The sequence below is a fragment of the Oribacterium sp. P9 genome (genome assembly GCF_046365365.1).
Classification (GTDB): Bacteria; Bacillota; Clostridia; order Lachnospirales; family Lachnospiraceae; genus Oribacterium.
Map to the genome: position 1 here is coordinate 504,370 of NZ_JBKEIS010000001.1, position 18,450 is coordinate 522,819.

Sequence of the window (18,450 nt, forward strand, 5' to 3'; positions counted from 1 at the left end):
CTTTATGATCTTTTCCTTGGGGAGTGTCCGTAATATTTCTTATACGCTTTATAGAAATTGCTGTTACTACCATACCCCAGCATAGAAGCGATGATTTCATTCGAAAAATCAGTTCGTGAAAGCAGGATCTCCGCACGATTCATGCGGGATCTAGTTAATATCTGAGAAAAAGTCAGACCGGTTTTTTCTGGAAGCAGCTTTGATATATATACAGGATGATAACCAAAATGAGCTGCCGTCGAAGATAAGGATGCGGAGTCTGAATTCGCATCGATATACGCTTCGATTGATTCAGCAAGCGATAGCTTTTCCGGAAACTTTTGCCGTGTGTATTCAGAAGAGACAGCCATGCATAGTGAAGTAACCAAAGGTTTGATGATTTTCTGCGTATCAGCTGTTTTTCTTGCATATTCCAGGATCAGAATACCCAAAAGTCGCCAAATCAGAGATTCCTTGGGGATGGGAAAATGAAGAAATTCATCCGAGAATTTGTTCTTTTCCGGTTCAAGGAAAAATGTGAGCATAGTTGTATCAGAAGAAAAGATACTCAGAAATTGTTTCAGGAATGCTTCCTGTCGGATCAAGATACCGATGATGATCGTATCTTCATCAGAAGCTACTTTTGCCGCATATCCGCTATACGGCTGCCCGATATAACAATCTCCTTCATGTACCAGGATACTACGGTTGTTCTTTTCATTGCGGGTTTCATAGTCTCCGTGGAAAGCAAAATGAAGAAAGAAAAAATCCTGACGGTGAAAATCCTCATTCAGTGATTTTCCCTTAAACAGATTTACCATGACATCTTCATTTCTGTCACCAAGAAAGTGAGAGACCAGATCGCTCGTACCAAAGCGTTCATCCGGACGAAAGTCCCATTTCAATATAGGAAAATTCCTTCCGAGCTTATCCATGGCTTCAAGAATCTCATCATCAAAAGTAGCGATCACTGTAAAACCTCTTTGTTATATTAATCTCAAAATATTAAATAACGACACCATTAATATTAAGGTTCAGCGCTGTAAAAGTCAAAGCAATATGGTTAAATTCAAGTATCAGTTAAAACTTGAAAGGAACGGTGATACAAATGAACAAAAGAAAATTAGGACCTCTGGAAGTCGGTGAAATGGGACTTGGCTGCATGGATTATTCCCATGGTCATGGTATACCACCAAAGAAGGAGGAGAGCATCCGTTTGATGCGTCTTGCACATGAGCTTGGCTGCACACTTTATGATACGGCAGATGCATATGCAGATGGCTTGAATGAAATTCTTGTTGGTGAAGCGCTTAAGCCCATCCGACACGAAGTGACGATCATTACCAAGTACAATCCGGAAATTCTGCCGGTTACAGATTCTTCAAAGGGAACTGTAAAAGAGCAGATCGAAGCAAGACTTGATGCTTCTTTGGACAGACTTGATACAGATTATGTAGATGTGTATATGATGCACCGTGTTACAGATGATGTGCCGCTTGAAGAAGTTGCTGGTTATATGGGCGAATTCATCAAGAAGGGCAAGATCCGTACATGGGGCATGTCCCGTGTAGATGCAGACCAGATCCGCAGAGCCAATGCAGTGACACCACTCGGCGTAGTGCAGAATGAAATGTCTCTAATGGAGAGAAGTGATCTCCAGAATGGCGTCATCAAGGCATGTCATGAGCTTGGAGTTGGTTATACACCATTCATGCCTCTTGCAGCAGGGTTCCTCACTGGTATGATCAAGCCGGGTATGACATTTACCGGTGATGATGCAAAGCGTTTCTCGGATCGTTTCTCAGATGAATCGATCAAGAAGAACCAGCCGATCCTTGAGGTTCTGGACAAGGTTTCAAAGGCAAAGAATTGCTCGTATGCGCAGGCTGCACTTGCATGGCTTCTGTACCAGGATGAGGTGATCGTTCCGATTGCAGGTGCTATGAAGGAAGAGTTCCTGAGAGCAAATATGGACGTACCGAAGATTCAGTTTACAAAAGAAGAAATGGAAGACTTCGACGATGCAATTTCCAAGGTCACAGTTTATGGCAAATGGGATGAATCAGCCATTTTCATGCTGAAGGATGCATTGAAGAAGGAAGGCTACGACGCCGAAAAGGTTCTCGGTATCAAGAAAAAGAAGTAATATTTAATCATATGAAGAGGAAGTCAGTGTACAGATTTTATGTGTATTGACTTCCTTTTTTTATAATCCGTCACTTTCTACCACCCCCCGCTAAAACGTTTTTCAGGCCGAAACGATATCCACCATGATGCACACGACCCACATGGTTTAGAAAACCATGTCTTGTTGCTCGGGTGTGAATGTGTTATAATCGCTACTATGGACGAACATTTTTTTCAGAATTTAATGGAATATCTTCAGTCGATCGGGCACATCGCCTCCGATGACATCCCGAACCTCGAGCTCTACATGGATCAGCTGACCGGCTTCATGGACAGCCACCTCACGACCATCAAGCGGCATCCGGAGGATAAGGTGCTGACGAAGACGATGATCAACAACTATGCGAAGAACAAGCTTCTGCCGCCACCGGATAAGAAGCGTTACAGTCGCGAGCATATACTGATCCTGCTGTTTATCTACTATTATAAGAGCATCCTGCAGCTGAACGATATCGAGGCGATCCTCCGCCCGCTGAAGGAGAAGTACTTCGACGGTCACGGTGATGCGAAGCTGAAGGACATCTACGATGAGATCTTCGAGCTCGAGCCGGCCGTGAAGGCGAAAACGCTCCGCGATGTCAGCGAGATGGGCGTCAATGCGCAGGAAACCTTTAAGGAAAGCGACCCTCGCTTCCAGCAGCTCTCCGACGAGGACCGGAAGGAGCTCCAGCTCTTCCTCTTCCTCTGTGAGATCGGTACCGACATCTACCTGAAGAAGCTCCTCATGGAGAAGATCGCAGATCAGCTCCACGACATCGACCTCGAGCGCCAGGCCGCCGAACGCGCATCGAAGATGAAGAAGTAAAGAACCCCCCGCTCCTTTCGGAACGGGGGTTTCCTGCCTCATCCTATTTCTTCTTCATGTTATCCTCGAGTCCGAGGCGGCTGAAAACCATATCATAGCCGTCTGCACCATAGTTCAGCGAACGATTCACGCGGGAGATCGTCGCCGTCGACGCGCCGGTCGCCTTCGCGATGTTGAGATAGGTCTCCCCCTCACGCAGCATCTTCGCCACCTCATAGCGCTGTGCCATGGACAGCAGCTCGTTGATCGTGCATACATCCTCGAAGAACTTGTAGCACTCCTCCTTCGACTCCAGTGTCAGCACTGCATCAAATAAATGATCAACTTCCTTTGTTTTTAACTTACTATTCATCCTGTTAACAACTCCTGTATATTACTTAAGCACGAAATCCGCACGTCGCTTTACCAGTTCTCAGTTTCAACGCGTGAGTTTTCATGCTTTAATTCGCAAAAGTAGTATAACACCGCCGCCCCGGACTTTCAAGCAAATTACACGTAATCTGTGAAAGGAGACACTGCCATGGTTACTGTTCAGGCGGGCGGGGACTGTAACGTATCATGATAACAGGATACGCAGGATACACTGGCTTCCTCGCTTGAACTCGGATGAACTTGTGTGCTATAATTTCCGCACATTCGTTTTGATAAATAATCTGAGATTTAGGAGAGTTATGGAAAATCTGGAGAAGATTCTGAATAAGGAGCAGTGTGAGGCGGTGCGCTGCACGGAGGGGCCGCTGCTGGTGCTGGCGGGTGCGGGTTCCGGGAAGACGCGTGTGCTGACGCATCGTGTGGCCTACCTCATCGAGAACTGTGGTGTCGCGCCGTGGAACATCCTTGCGATCACGTTCACGAATAAGGCGGCGGGGGAGATGCGGGAGCGTGTCGACCGGCTGATCGGAACGCAGGCGCGTGAGGTCTGGGTATCGACCTTCCACTCGATGTGTGTTCGCATCCTCCGGCGCTATATCGATCGTCTCGGCTACAAATCGGATTTCTCCATCTATGATACGGATGATCAGAGGACGCTGATGAAGCAGGTGCTGAAGGAGCTCAGCATCGACCCGAAGATGTTTAAGGAGCGCGTGGTGCTGTCGGTGATTTCCGGTGCGAAAAACCGGGGCGTGAGCCCGCTCGAGTTCCGAAAGGAGGAGGCCAGCGGCGGGGACCTGCGCATGCGGAAGATGGCGGACTGCTTCGAGCTTTATGAAAAGAAGCTGCATCAGAACGACGCGCTCGACTTCGACGATCTTCTGCTGAAGACCGTGGAGCTGTTCGAGACGGAGCCGGAGGTGCTTCAGTACTATCAGGAGCGCTTCCGCTACATCATGGTCGACGAGTACCAGGATACGAACGATATTCAGTTCCGTCTCGTGCATGCGCTCGCGAAGAAGTACCGGAATCTCTGTGTCGTCGGCGATGACGACCAGAGCATCTATGCCTTCCGTGGTGCGAACCTCGAGAACATCCTGAGCTTCGAGAAGAGCTTCCCAGGTGCACGCGTGATCAAGCTCGAGCAGAACTATCGCTCCACCGAGAAGATCCTCGACTGTGCCAATGCGGTCATCCGCCACAATCATGGCCGGAAGCAGAAGAAGCTGTGGACCGAGAAAAAGGGCGGTCCGGATGTCCGCTTCCAGGAGTTTGAGGGAGCCAATGATGAAGCACAGGCGGTGATCCGGGAGGCCCGGAACTGCGGCAGGGCGTATCATGACCAGGCGGTGCTCTACCGGACGAACGCGCAGTCGCGACTGCTCGAGGAGCAGTGCATCAAGATGAGCGTGCCGTATCAGATCATCGGGGGTGTCAACTTCTACCAGCGCCGGGAGATCAAGGATGTCCTCGCGTACATGAAGCTGATCGCGAACGGTGCGGATGATGTCGCCTTCGAGCGTATCATCAACGTGCCGAAGCGCGGCATCGGCGAGGCGACCCTGCAGAAGCTCCGGAGCTATGCGGCAGATACATCGACTGCGGAGCATCGCATCACCCTGCTCGAGGCGGCGGAGCGTGCACCGATGATCGGGATCGGCGGAAAGGCGGGCACGAAGCTGACGGAGTTCGTCGAGCGCATGGACGACTGGCGGGAGAAGCTCCGAAGAGCCGGTTACCTCGAGACCGAGGCGGAGCCGGGTGAGGAGGACAGCTTCTCGATTCAGGCACTGATCGAGTCGGTGCGGGATGATACCGGTTACGGTATGGAGATCCGGGCGGAAGGAACGATCGAAGCCGAGACCCGCTTTCAGAACATCGAGGAGATCATCAGTAAGGCAGCGGACTATCAGGCACAGAGCGACGCGCCGAAGCTCGGTGAGTTCCTGGAGGATGTGTCGCTGGTGGCGGATATCGACCGGAAGGACGAGGGACAGGATCTTCTGACGCTGATGACGCTGCATGGTGCGAAGGGACTCGAGTTCCCGAAGGTGTACCTCGTCGGGATGAACGACGGACTCTTCCCCGGCTTCGCGTCTATCGGAAATCCGGAGGATCTCGAGGAGGAGCGTCGTCTCTGCTACGTCGGCATCACCCGTGCCCAGGAGGAGCTGGTGATGACCTCTGCGCGGAGCCGTATGCTGAACGGCGCGTATGAGCGGATGAAGCCGTCGAAGTTCATCGATGAGATCCCGGATGAGCTCTGCGATAAGAAGCTGCTGAAGAGCTACGACGATATGTTCCAGGATGACGACTATGGCGACTCGGATATCTTCGGCGGGGGCGCACGACGCTTCGGTGCGAAGGGCGGACGCTCCGGCGGATATGGTTCCGGCAGCAGTTATGGCAGCCGTGGAGGCAGTTCGAGCAGCTACGGCGGTGGATCAGGCTCCGGCAGCTACGTCGGACGATCGGGCGCGTATGGATCGGGCAGTGGCAGCAGCTTCGGGGCTGGTGCCGGCAGCTTCGGGGCGAACAGCCATGGTCTGCAGGGCATGGGTTCAGTCGGCTATCTCGCGAAGAGCGGGGCAGGTGCAGCCCGGAAGAAGGGCGCAGGCATTCCGAAGAGTCTAGTTCAGACCGGCATCCAGAAGCTCGAGACCCTCGACTATGCGGTCGGTGATCGTGTGAAGCACATCAAGTTCGGAGAAGGTACCGTCGAGGCCATCGAGGACGGAAAGAAGGATTATACCGTGACGGTAAACTTCGATACCGCTGGCCAGAAGAAGATGCTCGCGAGCTTCGCGAAGCTGAAAAAGCTGTGAAAACGTAGTCAAACGGGGTCGGCGATGGTATACTTTTCTTAATAGAAAAACAGCGCAGGAGGTGCCATATGGAGAAGCTGGATATGAATGCATTGAGAACAAATGCAAGAGAGTTCGCGGACAGTGTCAGAACATATAAGGATGATGCCAGAGATCACGCGGAGCTTCTGCTTCAGAAGCTGAAGCTGCAGGAGTACATCCAGGAGAAGAAGGAGGATGAGCGTCTGAAGAAGACGATCCTCACCGTGCTCGCCATCATCGGATGTGTCGCGACCGTCGCAGGGATCGCGTATGCCGTTTATCGTTTCATGATGCCGGATTACCTCGAGGACTATGATGACTTCGAGGATGATGCGGATGATTTCGAGGACGAGGACTGAAGATTTATACGATTTACAAAAGGGTCGGCGCTGGCCGGCCCTGTTTTTCTGTCGTGAGATGTGGTAGAGTGTGATCACAAAAAAGAGTCAGGAACGCGGATGCAGGCATGGGCCGCACCGCGATGGAGAAGGATGAAGAGTATGAGAGTATGTGATAATGCGGAAATCTGTGGCGGCTGCTTCTATCAGGGCACGAGCTACGAGGAAGAGCTGAAGACGAAGGAGGAGACGCTACATGCACTGTTTGAGCCGGTGGTACGCTCGAATGCGTATACCTTCGAGCCGATCGTGCCGTCACCGGTCTCTGAGGGCTACCGGAATAAGATGGAGTTTTCCTTCGGCGACTGCCGGATGGGCGGGGAGCTGACGCTGGGACTCCACCAGAAGCGGAGTTTCTTTAACATCATCGATGCGGATGTCTGCCAGCTGACGCATCCGGATGCGGGCGTGATCGTGCAGGCGACGCGGGCATACTTCGCGGAGCTGGACATCACCTACCTTCATAAGAAGACACGGGAGGGCTACCTCCGTCATCTGCTCTACCGCCGTGCAGTGAAGACCGGCGAGATCCTCGTGGATCTCGTGACCTCGACGAACTGGGCGAGTGCGAAGCGTGTGCCGGCATCCGAGGAGCTGATCGCGGAGCGTCAGAAGGGACTCGACGAGTGGTTCGAGCGACGCTACAGCCCGAAGGCCCAGCAGAAGCATACCCGTCCGACCGCAGACCGCTTCGTGCGGGTGCAGCCGGAGCTCTCCGAAGAGGAGGTGCTCGCCGGCTGGCGCGATCGACTGCTGCAGCTGAAGGCCGAGGGAAAGATCGAGGGTACCTTCGCCGGTATCCTGCATACAAAGAACGACACCCTGGCGGATATCGTCGAGGACCAGGGCACCGAGGTACTCTACGGCGAACGCTTCTTCTATGAGGAGATCCTGGGACTTCGCTTCCGCATCACCCCGTTCAGCTTCTTCCAGACGAACTCCCTCGGTGCGGAGAAGCTCTACACGAAGGTGCGCGAGTATGCCGGATTTACGGAGCTGCAGGCGGCGCAGCAGGCCGCAGTCAATGCAGGCGACGCGGGGGCAGACACTGCGCAGAAAGGTGTGGACGCTGGTCAGCCGGGCCCGGCCGATCCGGCGCGAGCTTCGGTGAAAAAGCCGGTGATTTACGACCTCTACTCCGGCACCGGTACGATCACACAGCTGATGAGCTCCGTGGCGAGCATGGCGGTCGGTGTCGAGATCGTCCCGGAGGCTGTGGCGGCTGCGCACGAGAATGCGAAGCTGAACGGCATCGAGAACTGCGATTTCATCGCCGGCGATGTGCTGAAGGTTATCGAGGAGGGCGGTCGCCTCATCCGTGAGGACGGCAGCTACGAGGACGCACCGCGCCCGGATATGATCATCCTCGACCCGCCGCGGGACGGCATCCATGCGAAGGCGCTCGCAAAGATCATCGACTACGGCGTCGACCGCCTGATCTACGTGGCGTGCAAGCCGAAGAGCCTCGCCCGTGACCTCGTGCCGCTTCAGGACGCCGGCTACGAGGTCGAGAAGCTCTGCCCGGTCGACATGTTCCCGCGCACGAACAACTGCGAGTGTATCTGTCTGCTCAAGCGCAGAAACGCGTGATTCCAATCATGGGGCCAGCCTCTTACGTAAGGGGGTCTGACCCCATTAAATTTTTATAAACTCGCGACGGGAATTCCCCACTTGTGTTTTTCCGTATATATCGTATAATTTTCGAGTCAATATTCAGTAAAGAAGTATGGGAGAGGTAAGCATGAGTAAGGGAATCGTCGTGATCGGGGCTACGTTCGTGGATATCAAGGGGTATCCGGAGGGGAAGTACGTGCCGGCTGGGCGAAATGCAGGCACGGTCTGCGAGGTGCATGGTGGTGTGAGCCGGAATGTGGCGGAGGATATCGCGAATGTGGAGCTGCGGCCGACCTTCGTCAGTGTGGTGGATAACTCCGGGATCAGTACGGATGTCATCAACAAGCTGAACCGGCATAAGGTGGATACCAGCTACATCCGTCGCACCGAGGATGGGCTCGGTACGTGGCTCGCGGTGTTTTCACATAACGGGGATGTGGTCGCGTCGATCTCGAAGCGTCCGGATCTCTCAGAGATCTCGACGATTCTGAAGGAGCAGGGCGATGAGATCATCGCAGATGCAGATGCCGTGACGGTCGACATCGATATGGAGTCCTATATTCTGAAGCAGATCCTGGACCTCGCGGAGAAGTACCATAAGCAGGTCTATGCGGTGGTGTCGAATATGTCCATCGCAATGGAGCGTCGTGACCTTATGAAGCGAACCGCATGTCTCGTGTGCAATGCGCAGGAGGCCGGGCTGCTGTTCTCTGATGACTATGAGAAGCTGTCACCGGAGGAGCTGGCGCCGATCATCGGTCGCAAGGTGAAATCTGCGCAGTATCCACGTATGGTCGTGACCATGGGCGAGCAGGGCGCGGTCTATGCGGAAATCGATGGAAGCTTCGGCATCTGTCCGCCGATCAATGTCGCCGTCGTCGATACGACGGGTGCCGGGGATGCATTCTTCTCCGGTGTGACCATCGGTCTCACCTACGGAAAGACCCTCGGCGAGGCCTGCCATATCGGTGCGCGTCTCGCAAGCTCGGTGATTTCCACGAGGGATAATGTATGCCCGCGTTTCATGCCGGAGGAGTTTGAGCTGAAGGTGGATAGATTTTAAGCTCGGTGAAGGGGCCCTCCGGGGCGTTTCACTGAACTAAAAAGAGCGATGGTTCATCGAACCATCGCTCTTTTACTTTTACGTATCGCTTCTAATTATTCAGCGTGGATAGCGCCTGTTGGGCAAGCTTCCTCGCAAGCACCACAATCGATGCAGGTACCAGCGTCTACAACATACTTGCTGTCGCCAGCAGAAATAGCCTCAACCGGGCAGGTAGATGCACAAGCACCGCAGCTAACGCACTCATCAGAAATAACATGTGCCATGATAAAATTCCTCCTAGAATAAAAATTTAATTGAATGGTTTTCGTACTTCCGTACGACCTATGCCTGTATATTAATATAGATTTTCGAAAACTACAACCTGAAAAATTTCAAAAAATGTATTTTTTTGAAAAATTCTTTTAGCCAAGACTAACCATATCATACCTAGTAAATAGGGGATATTTGAGACGGCACATCACTATATATTGTGGTCTGACGTCGAGAAAACGGATACGGTTATGGATGCATTTCTCTGGAGTTATGATAAAATACCTGTGGGCACGCCGGGCGGACGGATGCTATACTGATGCGTGCTATGGGATGCAGAGACAAGTGCGGGTGCGCCCCGTTTGAGTCGGACTCGGGGGTCTGGATGTCGCGCTTATCTACTATATAAACCTCTTCAGGCTGCCTGCGGATGCGAAGCGCAGGTGCGGCCTGAATCATGAAAGGGAAATGTATGAAACAGAATCTCTCTTATCGTCTGATCCTGAAGGATCTCCTGCTGATGACCGTTGCGTGCACGATCATCGCCGCTGCGGTCTTTTTCTTCCTGGTTCCGAGCCATGCGGCGGTGTCGAGCATCTCGGGTCTTGCCATCGTGCTGCAGCACTTCGTGCCGCTCAGCATCTCGCAGCTCACGATGATCATGAACGGCATCCTGCTGATCGTCGGCTATGCGGTGTTCGGAAAGGAATTTGGCTTCAAAACCGCCTATACCTCGATCATCCTGCCGCTGATTCTCGGTCTGTTCGAGCTGCTGTTCCCGCACTACACTTCGCTCACCGGCGATGCAACACTCGACGTCGTAGCGTACTGCATCGTCGTGTCGGTCGGCTGCAGTATCCTGTTTAACGACAATGCTTCCTCCGGAGGGCTCGATGTCGTCGCGAAGCTGCTGAATAAGTATTTTCATATCGAGCTCGGGAAGGCCATGACCGCTGCGGGCGTCATCATTGCCCTCTCCAGTGCGCTCGCCTATGACTCGAAGACGGTGGTGCTCAGTCTGCTCGGCACCTACTTCAACGGGATCATCCTCGACTACTTCATCTTCGGTCAGACGATCAAAAAGCGCGTCTGCATCGTGTCGCAGAACCACTGCGAGGAGATCCGGCAGTTCATCATCCGCGAGATCGGCGGTGCGACGCTCTATGAGGCGGTCGGCGCCTACAATCTCGAGAAGCACACGGAGATCATCGCGATCGTGACGAAGCATGAGTTCCGTCGACTGATGGATTTCGTGATGAAAGTCGATCCGAAGGCGTTCGTGACGGTGTATAACGTGAATGAGATTCATTATCAGCCGAAGCCGAAGTTCTGAGCGGTTACCATGTTTCGCTACGTCTTGACTTAACTGCGTTTGAACAGTAATTCGTCGTTGGATGTGAGGTCGTGCATAAATGGCTGGCTTGACGTAAAACTGGAGATAGACGTATTCTTATGTTATCGATTTATGCCTTGAAAACCAGGAGGGATGTGTGATGGCTTCGGGTGAGATGAGTGAGGGAGGAAAGAAGAAATCGTCCGGGATCGGGGGACTTCTGTTCTATATGGTGCCGGTGGTTGCGGTGGCGGCGATGCTGATTTTCGGCGGGCTGTTCCTGCGTGATTACATGGAGTATAAGGCGGCGGGGGATGAGTACGCGGATCTCGCGGCGGACTATATCCGTGGCGGGGATGCGGATGAGGCCAATGCAGTCGCCGGAAACGCAGATGGCGCTGCGGGAGAGAGTGTGGGCGTGAAGTCACTGCCGTATCCGTCTCTTCAGATCGACTACGATGCGCTGCTGAACACAAATGCGGATTTTGCCTGTGTTCTGTACATCCCGGTGCTGGAGCTCAGGTATCCGGTCGTATACTCCAGTGACAATGTCGACTATCTCCATAAGACCTTCGAGGGAAAGCAGAACTTCGCCGGTACGATTTTCTATGACTGTCTGAGTCCGCATGATTTCCGCGCGAAGAATACTTTTTTCTTCGGTCACAATATGAAAAACGGCTCGATGTTCGGTACGCTGAAAAAGTTTGAGAAGGAACCGGGGCTCTGCGCTTCGAATCCGTATATCTATGTCTATACGAAGGGATATGTGCGAAAGTACCGGATCTTTTCCTTCTATGAGACGACGGAGGGGAGTGCGACCTACGATGATTTCGAGGGTACGGATGGCTATGATCAGTATGTGAAGCGCTGTCTTTCGAAGTCGACACTCGCCATCGATGAACATACCATCGACTTCGCGAAGCGCCCGGCACTGCTCACCCTGTCGACCTGTATCGGACGCTCCGGCGGGAATCAGCGCTTCGTCGTGCATGCGGCACTCGAGGGCGCGTATAAGATGGATTAATCTGAATTCTCTGACAGGAACCCCGGAGGGCCGGCAACAGAGGCACAGTACTGCGAGCTCGGAAGACTCTAAAATTGTCCCCCTAAGAACCAGTAGGCTCTCTGCAAACGACTGAGTTTTCTTTATGAAAACTCAGTGTTGCAGAGAGTGCTAAGGAAAAATTACTCCAACTGGTTCTAAGGGGGACAATTTTGATTCTTCACGACCTCTTCGTATGGCCTCTGTTGTCGGCCCTCCTGGGCTCCTGCCAGAAAAACTTCCGAAAATTACGAAAAAGTCTTGCTATAAATCAAAACAATGGTAGAATAAATATTGTAAAGAGGTGAAGAGGAAAAAAAGGAGCTTCGTGCTCGCGTCTCTTTAACGGTGAGAATCCGACCTAGGTTCTCATTTGAGCAAAACCGAAGTAATTCGGCGACGCAAAGCTAAAGGGCCCCACAGGGGGGCAGCCAGTTGCAATCTTCATGGAGAAATCCGAAGGTTAGTTCTCGAATCAAGAATTAATTCAAAGAAGGTTCTAGGTTAATTGGCAGCGGGAGAGTTCCCGGTGCCGATTTTTGTGCCTGATTCATTTAAATAGCAAAACCGGAGCAATCCGGCGACGCAAAGCTACAGGGCCCCACGCGGGTAGCCAGTTGCACTTGGAAGGACAAAATGATGAAGAAGCTTCTTAGAACTTTATTCGTTGTTGCATTTTTAGGCATTATGATGAGCATGACCGGTTTCGCACAGAACAACACCGAAGCCGAGGTGATTGCAAAGGTCAACGAAATCCGCGTAGCAAACGGTTTAAACACACTTCGCTATGATGCTTCTCTCGAAGCATCTGCAGATGTAAGAGCAGACGAGCTTACCGTCCGTTTCTCTCACACAAGACCAGATGGATCTGACTGGTACACTGCAAATCCGGATCTCATGTATGGTGAGAACCTCGCAGATGGTTATAACACCGCAGACGCAGTCGTAAACGCGTGGATGGCATCTCCAGAGCATAAGGCGAACATCTTAAAGCCGGATTTTACAACCGTCGCTGTCAGCACAGCCGTAAAGAACGGCAAGACCTACTGGGCACAGGAGTTCGGCATGGACTGATCGCCGGTACGAGTCGCATGACAAGTGAAAAAAAACGAACTGTAGCGCCCATGGCTGATAAAAGCCATGGGCGCTTTCTTCATGTCTGCGTATCCGTCTTGCGTGCCGGACCGCCATCTTAAGAAAAAATTAATGGGGTCTGACCCCATTAATTTTTTCTAAACAGAATCTAAACAGAAGTTTATGGGGTCAGACCCCATAAATTTGCAAAGATTGAGCATGATTTAATGGATTTTTTAAGAGAAGATAAGTTATACTAATCATATTAAGGATGTGCCGGGCGTAAGCGATCCTTTTCGGGGGATATGAATCCTGGTTTATGGGATAGGCACAGATGGTTTCGCAGATGACGATCGAACAGGTGGATGCAGCATGGAAGAGAACGGAGCAAAGAAACACAGGGGGACATTTATCGTCGAGGTCTGCTGTCGCGAGAATGCGAGCTGGCAGGGAAAGGTGACCTGGGCAGATAAGGGACGGTCACAGCACTTCCGATCGGCGCTGGAGCTTCTCAAGATGATGGACCAGGCGCTGGATGAGAGCGATCCAAAAGACGACGAAGAGATGTGAGCTGCTTCGCAGGATGCCTCTTCTCTCTTTTTCAAGAGCGGTTTGCAGACAGGGTGGATGTTAGGCATTTCACCGGGGCTTCGAAAAGCAGACCAGGAATCTTCATATAGTACAAACATCCGGAAGTCCAGCTTCTGGATTTTTTTGATTGTGTTTCGAGAACGATTTCGTAAGAAGCGCGAAGATATTTAAATATCGCAGATTTACTTTTTTGGCCGGAACAAGTAGAATACAAGTGACTTTGTAAATTGGTTTACCAGCGTGGGCGCGACAGAAGAGGTGTGGATAAATGGACAGACTGTATGGCATCAATCTAATCGCGGTGCTCATCGATGCGTATGAGAACCAGGAGTTCAGCGGGCGTCTCATACATCCGTGGAGTGCGGAGGCGATTCCATTTGCGTCCTGCATGGAGCTGATGACGAAGATGGAGGCGCTCTACGATGCGTGGGACTATCCGGAGGCGGCACAGGGCATGCGGGTGTTTATCCGTCATCGGAGTGATGCGGCACCACGGGCGTTTGTTTCAGAGAAACGGCTGACGGAGCTGTCGAAGGAACAGACGCCGCGGGATATCTGGGGAGAGCGTGGCCGTCTCGCGAGCATTTTCGTGCGGACGGAGATGCGGCAGCATGCGAGCTGGCAGGGTGTCGCTGCCTGGATCGAGGGCGATCGCAGCTTCGCTTTTTCGAGCACACTGGAGCTGTTCCGGGCGATCGATCAGAGCGTGAGCGCACAGTGACGATGTAGAGATCGAACACATCCGCAGTGAATACAGGCAGGATGTGCAGCAGACGCGCAGTGACGATGTAGAGATCGATTGCATTGGCACAGGATAGAAGAGACCGACTGCGATGGTGCAGCGGAGACGCCGGCCCGTGAAGAAAGAAATGGCGGGCGGTAAGAAGAACCTGCAGTCAGGGAGGAGAAACGTGGAGAAGCTGTTTTATGACATGATCACAGAACTTCATATTCGTGAGGGATTTGCGCAGATCACCTACCAGAATCCGGCGCTTTTTGCTTTCCCGACCACGCCGTTCGGCTACTATGAGGCACGGGAGCACTTCCTGCGGCAGGAGGTGTATGGCGAGGATGCGGATCGTGTCGAGAACTTCTGGAACGGGGACAAGGTGCGGACCTTCCTCGGCAACGGAAGCCGCCCGGCGATGCAGAAAATCGAGTTCCGCATGCACACGAAGAAGGGGCTCCGCTGGGTAGAGCAGGTCGCGTTCTTTGCGTCTGACGAGGGACGGCAGGGCGGACTCATGGTCCTGCTTCGCGATATCACGGATGCGAAGGGTGAGCGGATGGATGCGCTCAATGAAAAGGATCGGTTGCAGCGAGAGAAGGTTGGCCTCCCGGATATTTTTACCTTCTATCAGAACGCAGAAGCACTGCTCGCACAGTATCCGGAGAAGAAATTCCTCCTGTTTACCACGGATATCAATAATTTCAAGCTCTATGAGGCGATCTATGGCGAGGAAAAGAGCGAGGCGCTGCTTATGATGGCAGCGGACGAGCTGAAGAAGCAGCTTCAGACGACGCTCGGCACCGCGGGCTACCTCGGGGATGATTACTTCTGCTGCATGTTCGCGACGGAGCGGGACACGCGGGAAGTCGTAGAGATCGTACAGAAGACGATTCAGCAGCTCGCGGATGCGACTATGGGCTTCTCCGAGTCCGTCGGCATCTATGAAATCACCGACCGCAGCGAGCATATCGAAAATATGTACGATAAGTCGCTGCTCGCGCTGAACACCGTGCGCTATAACCATAAGGAAAACATCGCGGTATTCCGCCCGAACATGTTTATGTCGAAGGACCGGGAGGCGGAGATGATCCGGGATATCCAGCGCGGCATCCAGGCCGGCGAATTCACCTTCTATACGCAGCCGGTCGTGGATATCAGCTGCGGTAAGCCGGTCAGCATGGAGGCGCTCGTACGCTGGGTGAAGGACGGTCACGTGATCTCGCCGGGCGAGTACATCCCGCTCCTCGAGCGCAGCGGCTACGTGGTTATGCTTGACCAGTACATCTGGGAGCGGGTCTTCGAGCGGCAGCGCGCGATGCTCGATCAGGGTGTCGAAACCATCACCTGCTCGGTCAATGTTTCGAGAATCGACTTCGAGCTCATCGACGTAGCACAGCTTTTCGCGTCACTGAAGGAGAAGTACCGTATCGATCCGCAGATGATCGGGATCGAGGTGACGGAGTCTGCCTATGTGGATAACTATGACCGCGTGCAGAAGACCGTCTCGCGCCTGCACGAGCTCGGCTTCCGGATCTATCTCGACGATTTCGGCTCCGGCTACTCGAACCTGAACTCCCTCAGCGACATGAAGCTCGACATCCTGAAGCTCGACATGAAATTCGTGCAGGGGAAGGATGAGCAGAAGACGATCAAGATCATGGAGTCCATCATCAACATGGCGCATCTTCTGAATCTGCCGGTGGTCTGTGAGGGCGTGGAGACAGAGGCCCAGCTTAGGATGGTGAAGGCGCTCGGCATCTACTACGTGCAGGGCTACTACTATTACCGCCCGTTCCCGTACGATCGCATGGAAGAGATCCTGCGGGAGGGCGGCCGCGTCGAGACGGAGGGGATCCGTCTGCATCAGGCGAACCGTATCCACATGGTGGAGATGTTTGATGACAATGTCTACAGCGATACGCTCCTCAATCATATCCTGGGACCGGTGGCGTTCTATGAGATGGATCCCGAGAAGCATGTGGAGCTCGTGCGGGTCAATGATCTCTACTACAGCATCGTGGGCAGCGAAGCCCTGGTGGATGAGAACTACCGCAACCACATCACGGATTATGTCATCAATAAGGAGGATATCGTTCATCTCCTGGAGGCTGCGGAGGTCGATGCACTCACCGGCAGTCAGGCGGACATCCTGTATAAGCGTGCGGACGGGAAGATCATGACGATTCATGCGCATGCCTTCTTCATATCGAAGAGCTCGGATGGGATCGGAAGATATTTCGTAAGTCTTCGAAATTTCACCGTACTCTATGATAGAATACGGAAAGAAGTGACGGCAGAAATCGGGCAGGGGGAAACCGGGCGCCCGGGATGTGCAGTCGCGTCGGCGAAGCGGAAGTCGTAACCGGGCGGCCGTGCGCCGGAACGCGGACAGGGCAGAATCTGTGCGCGACGCGCTGAAGGAGAATGAAATATGAGAACGAAACGACTGGGCGATATGCTGGTGGAGATGAGCCTCATCACCGAGGAGCAGCTCCAGCAGGCCCTGAAGATACAGAAGGAGGAGCACGATCGACTGGGTGCGACGCTGGTGAAGCACGGCTTCATCACGGAGGCGCAGATGGTCGACGCGCTGCGACTGCAGCTGGGTATCGACTACATCGACCTGACGAAGACGGATATCAAGCCGGAGATGTCGCAGTATATCCCGAAGGCGCTGGCCCGCGAGAACCGTATGGTGCCGGTGTCCGTATCGAAGGATATGCTCTTCCTCGCGATGGCCGATCCGACGAACTTCATGGCGATCGAGCAGGCGAAGATGGTCAGCAAGAAAAACATCGTGCCGATGATCGCGGCGGGCAATGCTGTCGACCATGCGATCAGTACGCTGTATGGCAATGAAGGCGCCGCGCAGGCGATGGCGCAGATGCGCGCAGAAGCCGGACTCGGCGAGGATGAGGTGACGTCCGGTGAGGCGTCTGCCATCACCGAGAGCGGAGATGTGGCGGCACCGACGATCCGGCTCGTCAACTCCATCATCGAGCGAGCCTTCATCGAGAACGCCTCCGATATCCACTGGGAGCCGTCCGAGAAGGATATGATTATCCGCATGCGTATCGATGGACGACTGCATAAGATTCTGACGATCCCGCGGAACCTGCAGGAGTCGGTCATCTCCCGTGTGAAGATCATGTCGCACCTCGATATCGTCGAGCGGCGCGTGCCACAGGATGGCCGTGCCAAAGTACGCCTGAAGGGCGAAGACATTGACCTGCGAGTATCGACGCTGCCGACGATCTACGGCGAGAAGATCGTCATCCGAATCCTGCGACGGGACGGCAGTCAGCTGAACCGACGCGGCATCGGACTGCCGGTGGGCGAGGACGCGAAGATCGATAAGCTGCTGGGCCTCACGTCCGGCGTGATCATGATCGTGGGCCCGACGGGTTCCGGTAAGTCCTCGACCATGTACGCGCTCGTGAACGAGCTGCTGAGCGAGACGACAAACCTGATCACGCTGGAGGATCCGGTCGAGTACAACATCCAGGGGGCGACCCAGGTGCAGATCAACGAGAAGGTGGGACTGACCTTCGCGTCGGGTCTGCGTGCGATCCTGCGTCAGGACCCGGACATCGTCTGCGTCGGTGAGATCCGAGACGGTGAGACCGCGGAGATCGCGATGCGTGCCGCGATGACCGGACACCTCGTCATCACGACGATCCATACCGAGGACGCGGTGTCGGCCATCGACCGACTGAAGGATATGGGTGTCGCGCCGTATCTGATTTCGGCGGGCGTGCGTGGCATCATCTCGCAGCGACTGCTGCGCCGGATCTGCCCGAACTGTAAGGTGGTCGAGCAGATGACGCCGGATAAGCTTGCGGCCGCGGGACTTCCGTCGCGCCCGGGGCGGATCTTCTACCACGGCCGTGGCTGCGACAACTGTTTCAACACCGGCTACCGTGGACGAATCGGTGACTTCGAGGTGCTCGTCATGAACGACGCGCTCCGGAAGTGCATCACCGACGGCGCGGACAAGCAGGAGTTCCAGCGCCTCGCGCACGAGACCGGCTACATCACCATGCTCGAAAACGCCGACAAGCTCGTCGACGAAGGCATCACCACCGTCGACGAAGTCATGCGGACGATTACGGGGATCGACTAAGCGGGTGATGAAAGGAATCGACAGATCAGGAGATTACAGGT

The 18,450-nt window shown here is 53.7% G+C and carries 16 protein-coding genes and 2 riboswitches; of the genes, 13 read left to right on the plus strand and 3 right to left on the minus strand.

What is annotated here, in order from left to right:
- Positions 1-2: 2 nt before the first annotated feature.
- Positions 3-950 (minus strand): helix-turn-helix transcriptional regulator, encoded by a 948-nt coding sequence (locus tag ACK8P7_RS02115; protein ID WP_410042567.1) that lies wholly within the window; start codon positions 948-950, stop codon positions 3-5.
- Positions 951-1,087: 137 nt separating this feature from the next.
- Here ACK8P7_RS02115 and ACK8P7_RS02120 point away from each other — a divergent pair, with 137 nt between their 5' ends.
- Together ACK8P7_RS02120 and ACK8P7_RS02125 are read left to right on the plus strand one after the other, a co-directional pair.
- Positions 1,088-2,125 carry an aldo/keto reductase gene (locus ACK8P7_RS02120; protein WP_410042568.1) on the plus strand — a complete coding sequence of 346 codons (1,038 nt, stop codon included), beginning with the start codon at positions 1,088-1,090 and terminating at the stop codon, positions 2,123-2,125.
- Between the two features lie 225 nt (positions 2,126-2,350).
- On the plus strand, positions 2,351-2,971 hold the full coding sequence (locus ACK8P7_RS02125; RefSeq protein WP_410042569.1) for a DUF1836 domain-containing protein: 621 nt from the start codon (positions 2,351-2,353) through the stop codon (positions 2,969-2,971).
- Between the two features lie 43 nt (positions 2,972-3,014).
- Here ACK8P7_RS02125 and ACK8P7_RS02130 read toward each other — a convergent pair whose 3' ends face one another.
- Positions 3,015-3,323, minus strand: coding sequence for a YerC/YecD family TrpR-related protein (locus ACK8P7_RS02130; RefSeq protein WP_410042570.1), 309 nt, complete (start codon positions 3,321-3,323; stop codon positions 3,015-3,017).
- 319 nt (positions 3,324-3,642) lie between these two features.
- Here ACK8P7_RS02130 and ACK8P7_RS02135 point away from each other — a divergent pair, with 319 nt between their 5' ends.
- From ACK8P7_RS02135 to ACK8P7_RS02150, 4 genes are all read left to right on the plus strand, one after another.
- Entirely contained in the window at positions 3,643-6,168 is a 2,526-nt protein-coding gene (locus tag ACK8P7_RS02135; protein WP_410042571.1) for an ATP-dependent helicase, read from the plus strand.
- Between the two features lie 68 nt (positions 6,169-6,236).
- Positions 6,237-6,548 (plus strand): DUF4366 domain-containing protein, encoded by a 312-nt coding sequence (locus tag ACK8P7_RS02140; RefSeq protein WP_410042572.1) that lies wholly within the window; start codon positions 6,237-6,239, stop codon positions 6,546-6,548.
- A gap of 132 nt (positions 6,549-6,680) precedes the next feature.
- A complete protein-coding gene (locus ACK8P7_RS02145) occupies positions 6,681-8,177 on the plus strand; it encodes a class I SAM-dependent RNA methyltransferase (RefSeq protein ID WP_410042573.1) in 1,497 nt (498 codons plus the stop codon).
- Between the two features lie 151 nt (positions 8,178-8,328).
- Positions 8,329-9,264: a carbohydrate kinase family protein gene (locus tag ACK8P7_RS02150; RefSeq protein WP_410042574.1), complete on the plus strand. Its 936-nt coding sequence runs from the start codon at positions 8,329-8,331 to the stop codon at positions 9,262-9,264.
- 95 nt (positions 9,265-9,359) lie between these two features.
- On the opposite strand, the gene ACK8P7_RS02155 is transcribed toward ACK8P7_RS02150, so the two are convergent.
- Positions 9,360-9,530: a DUF362 domain-containing protein gene (locus ACK8P7_RS02155; protein ID WP_410042575.1), complete on the minus strand. Its 171-nt coding sequence runs from the start codon at positions 9,528-9,530 to the stop codon at positions 9,360-9,362.
- Positions 9,531-9,988: 458 nt separating this feature from the next.
- Between ACK8P7_RS02155 and ACK8P7_RS02160 the strand changes: the two genes are divergently transcribed.
- From ACK8P7_RS02160 to ACK8P7_RS02190, 7 genes are all read left to right on the plus strand, one after another.
- Positions 9,989-10,849, plus strand: coding sequence for a YitT family protein (locus ACK8P7_RS02160; protein WP_410042576.1), 861 nt, complete (start codon positions 9,989-9,991; stop codon positions 10,847-10,849).
- Positions 10,850-11,009: 160 nt separating this feature from the next.
- The gene (locus ACK8P7_RS02165; RefSeq protein ID WP_410042577.1) at positions 11,010-11,873 is read left to right on the plus strand and encodes a class B sortase; all 864 of its coding nucleotides are present in this window, start codon (positions 11,010-11,012) and stop codon (positions 11,871-11,873) included.
- 384 nt (positions 11,874-12,257) lie between these two features.
- Positions 12,258-12,334, plus strand: a riboswitch (cyclic di-GMP riboswitch).
- A 107-nt stretch (positions 12,335-12,441) separates the two neighbouring features.
- A riboswitch (cyclic di-GMP riboswitch) is annotated at positions 12,442-12,516 on the plus strand.
- Positions 12,517-12,527: 11 nt separating this feature from the next.
- A complete protein-coding gene (locus ACK8P7_RS02170) occupies positions 12,528-12,965 on the plus strand; it encodes a CAP domain-containing protein (RefSeq protein ID WP_410042578.1) in 438 nt (145 codons plus the stop codon).
- Positions 12,966-13,337: 372 nt separating this feature from the next.
- Entirely contained in the window at positions 13,338-13,535 is a 198-nt protein-coding gene (locus tag ACK8P7_RS02175; protein WP_410042579.1) for a hypothetical protein, read from the plus strand.
- Between the two features lie 289 nt (positions 13,536-13,824).
- Positions 13,825-14,277, plus strand: coding sequence for a hypothetical protein (locus ACK8P7_RS02180; RefSeq protein ID WP_410042580.1), 453 nt, complete (start codon positions 13,825-13,827; stop codon positions 14,275-14,277).
- 190 nt (positions 14,278-14,467) lie between these two features.
- On the plus strand, positions 14,468-16,648 hold the full coding sequence (locus tag ACK8P7_RS02185; RefSeq protein WP_410042581.1) for an EAL domain-containing protein: 2,181 nt from the start codon (positions 14,468-14,470) through the stop codon (positions 16,646-16,648).
- A 69-nt stretch (positions 16,649-16,717) separates the two neighbouring features.
- Entirely contained in the window at positions 16,718-18,409 is a 1,692-nt protein-coding gene (locus ACK8P7_RS02190) for a GspE/PulE family protein (RefSeq protein WP_410042582.1), read from the plus strand.
- The last annotated feature ends 41 nt before the right edge of the window (positions 18,410-18,450 follow it).

Bases quoted from the DNA above. Each gene is read 5' to 3' on its own strand.
- ACK8P7_RS02120 (WP_410042568.1), top strand. From the start codon at position 1,088: ATGAACAAAAGAAAATTAGGACCTCTGGAAGTCGGTGAAATGGGACTT.
- ACK8P7_RS02125 (WP_410042569.1), top strand. From the start codon at position 2,351: ATGGAATATCTTCAGTCGATCGGGCACATCGCCTCCGATGACATCCCG.
- ACK8P7_RS02130 (WP_410042570.1), bottom strand. From the start codon at position 3,323: ATGAATAGTAAGTTAAAAACAAAGGAAGTTGATCATTTATTTGATGCA.
- ACK8P7_RS02135 (WP_410042571.1), top strand. From the start codon at position 3,643: ATGGAAAATCTGGAGAAGATTCTGAATAAGGAGCAGTGTGAGGCGGTG.
- ACK8P7_RS02140 (WP_410042572.1), top strand. From the start codon at position 6,237: ATGGAGAAGCTGGATATGAATGCATTGAGAACAAATGCAAGAGAGTTC.
- ACK8P7_RS02145 (WP_410042573.1), top strand. From the start codon at position 6,681: ATGAAGAGTATGAGAGTATGTGATAATGCGGAAATCTGTGGCGGCTGC.
- ACK8P7_RS02150 (WP_410042574.1), top strand. From the start codon at position 8,329: ATGAGTAAGGGAATCGTCGTGATCGGGGCTACGTTCGTGGATATCAAG.
- ACK8P7_RS02155 (WP_410042575.1), bottom strand. From the start codon at position 9,530: ATGGCACATGTTATTTCTGATGAGTGCGTTAGCTGCGGTGCTTGTGCA.
- ACK8P7_RS02160 (WP_410042576.1), top strand. From the start codon at position 9,989: ATGAAACAGAATCTCTCTTATCGTCTGATCCTGAAGGATCTCCTGCTG.
- ACK8P7_RS02165 (WP_410042577.1), top strand. From the start codon at position 11,010: ATGGCTTCGGGTGAGATGAGTGAGGGAGGAAAGAAGAAATCGTCCGGG.
- ACK8P7_RS02170 (WP_410042578.1), top strand. From the start codon at position 12,528: ATGATGAAGAAGCTTCTTAGAACTTTATTCGTTGTTGCATTTTTAGGC.
- ACK8P7_RS02175 (WP_410042579.1), top strand. From the start codon at position 13,338: ATGGAAGAGAACGGAGCAAAGAAACACAGGGGGACATTTATCGTCGAG.
- ACK8P7_RS02180 (WP_410042580.1), top strand. From the start codon at position 13,825: ATGGACAGACTGTATGGCATCAATCTAATCGCGGTGCTCATCGATGCG.
- ACK8P7_RS02190 (WP_410042582.1), top strand. From the start codon at position 16,718: ATGAGAACGAAACGACTGGGCGATATGCTGGTGGAGATGAGCCTCATC.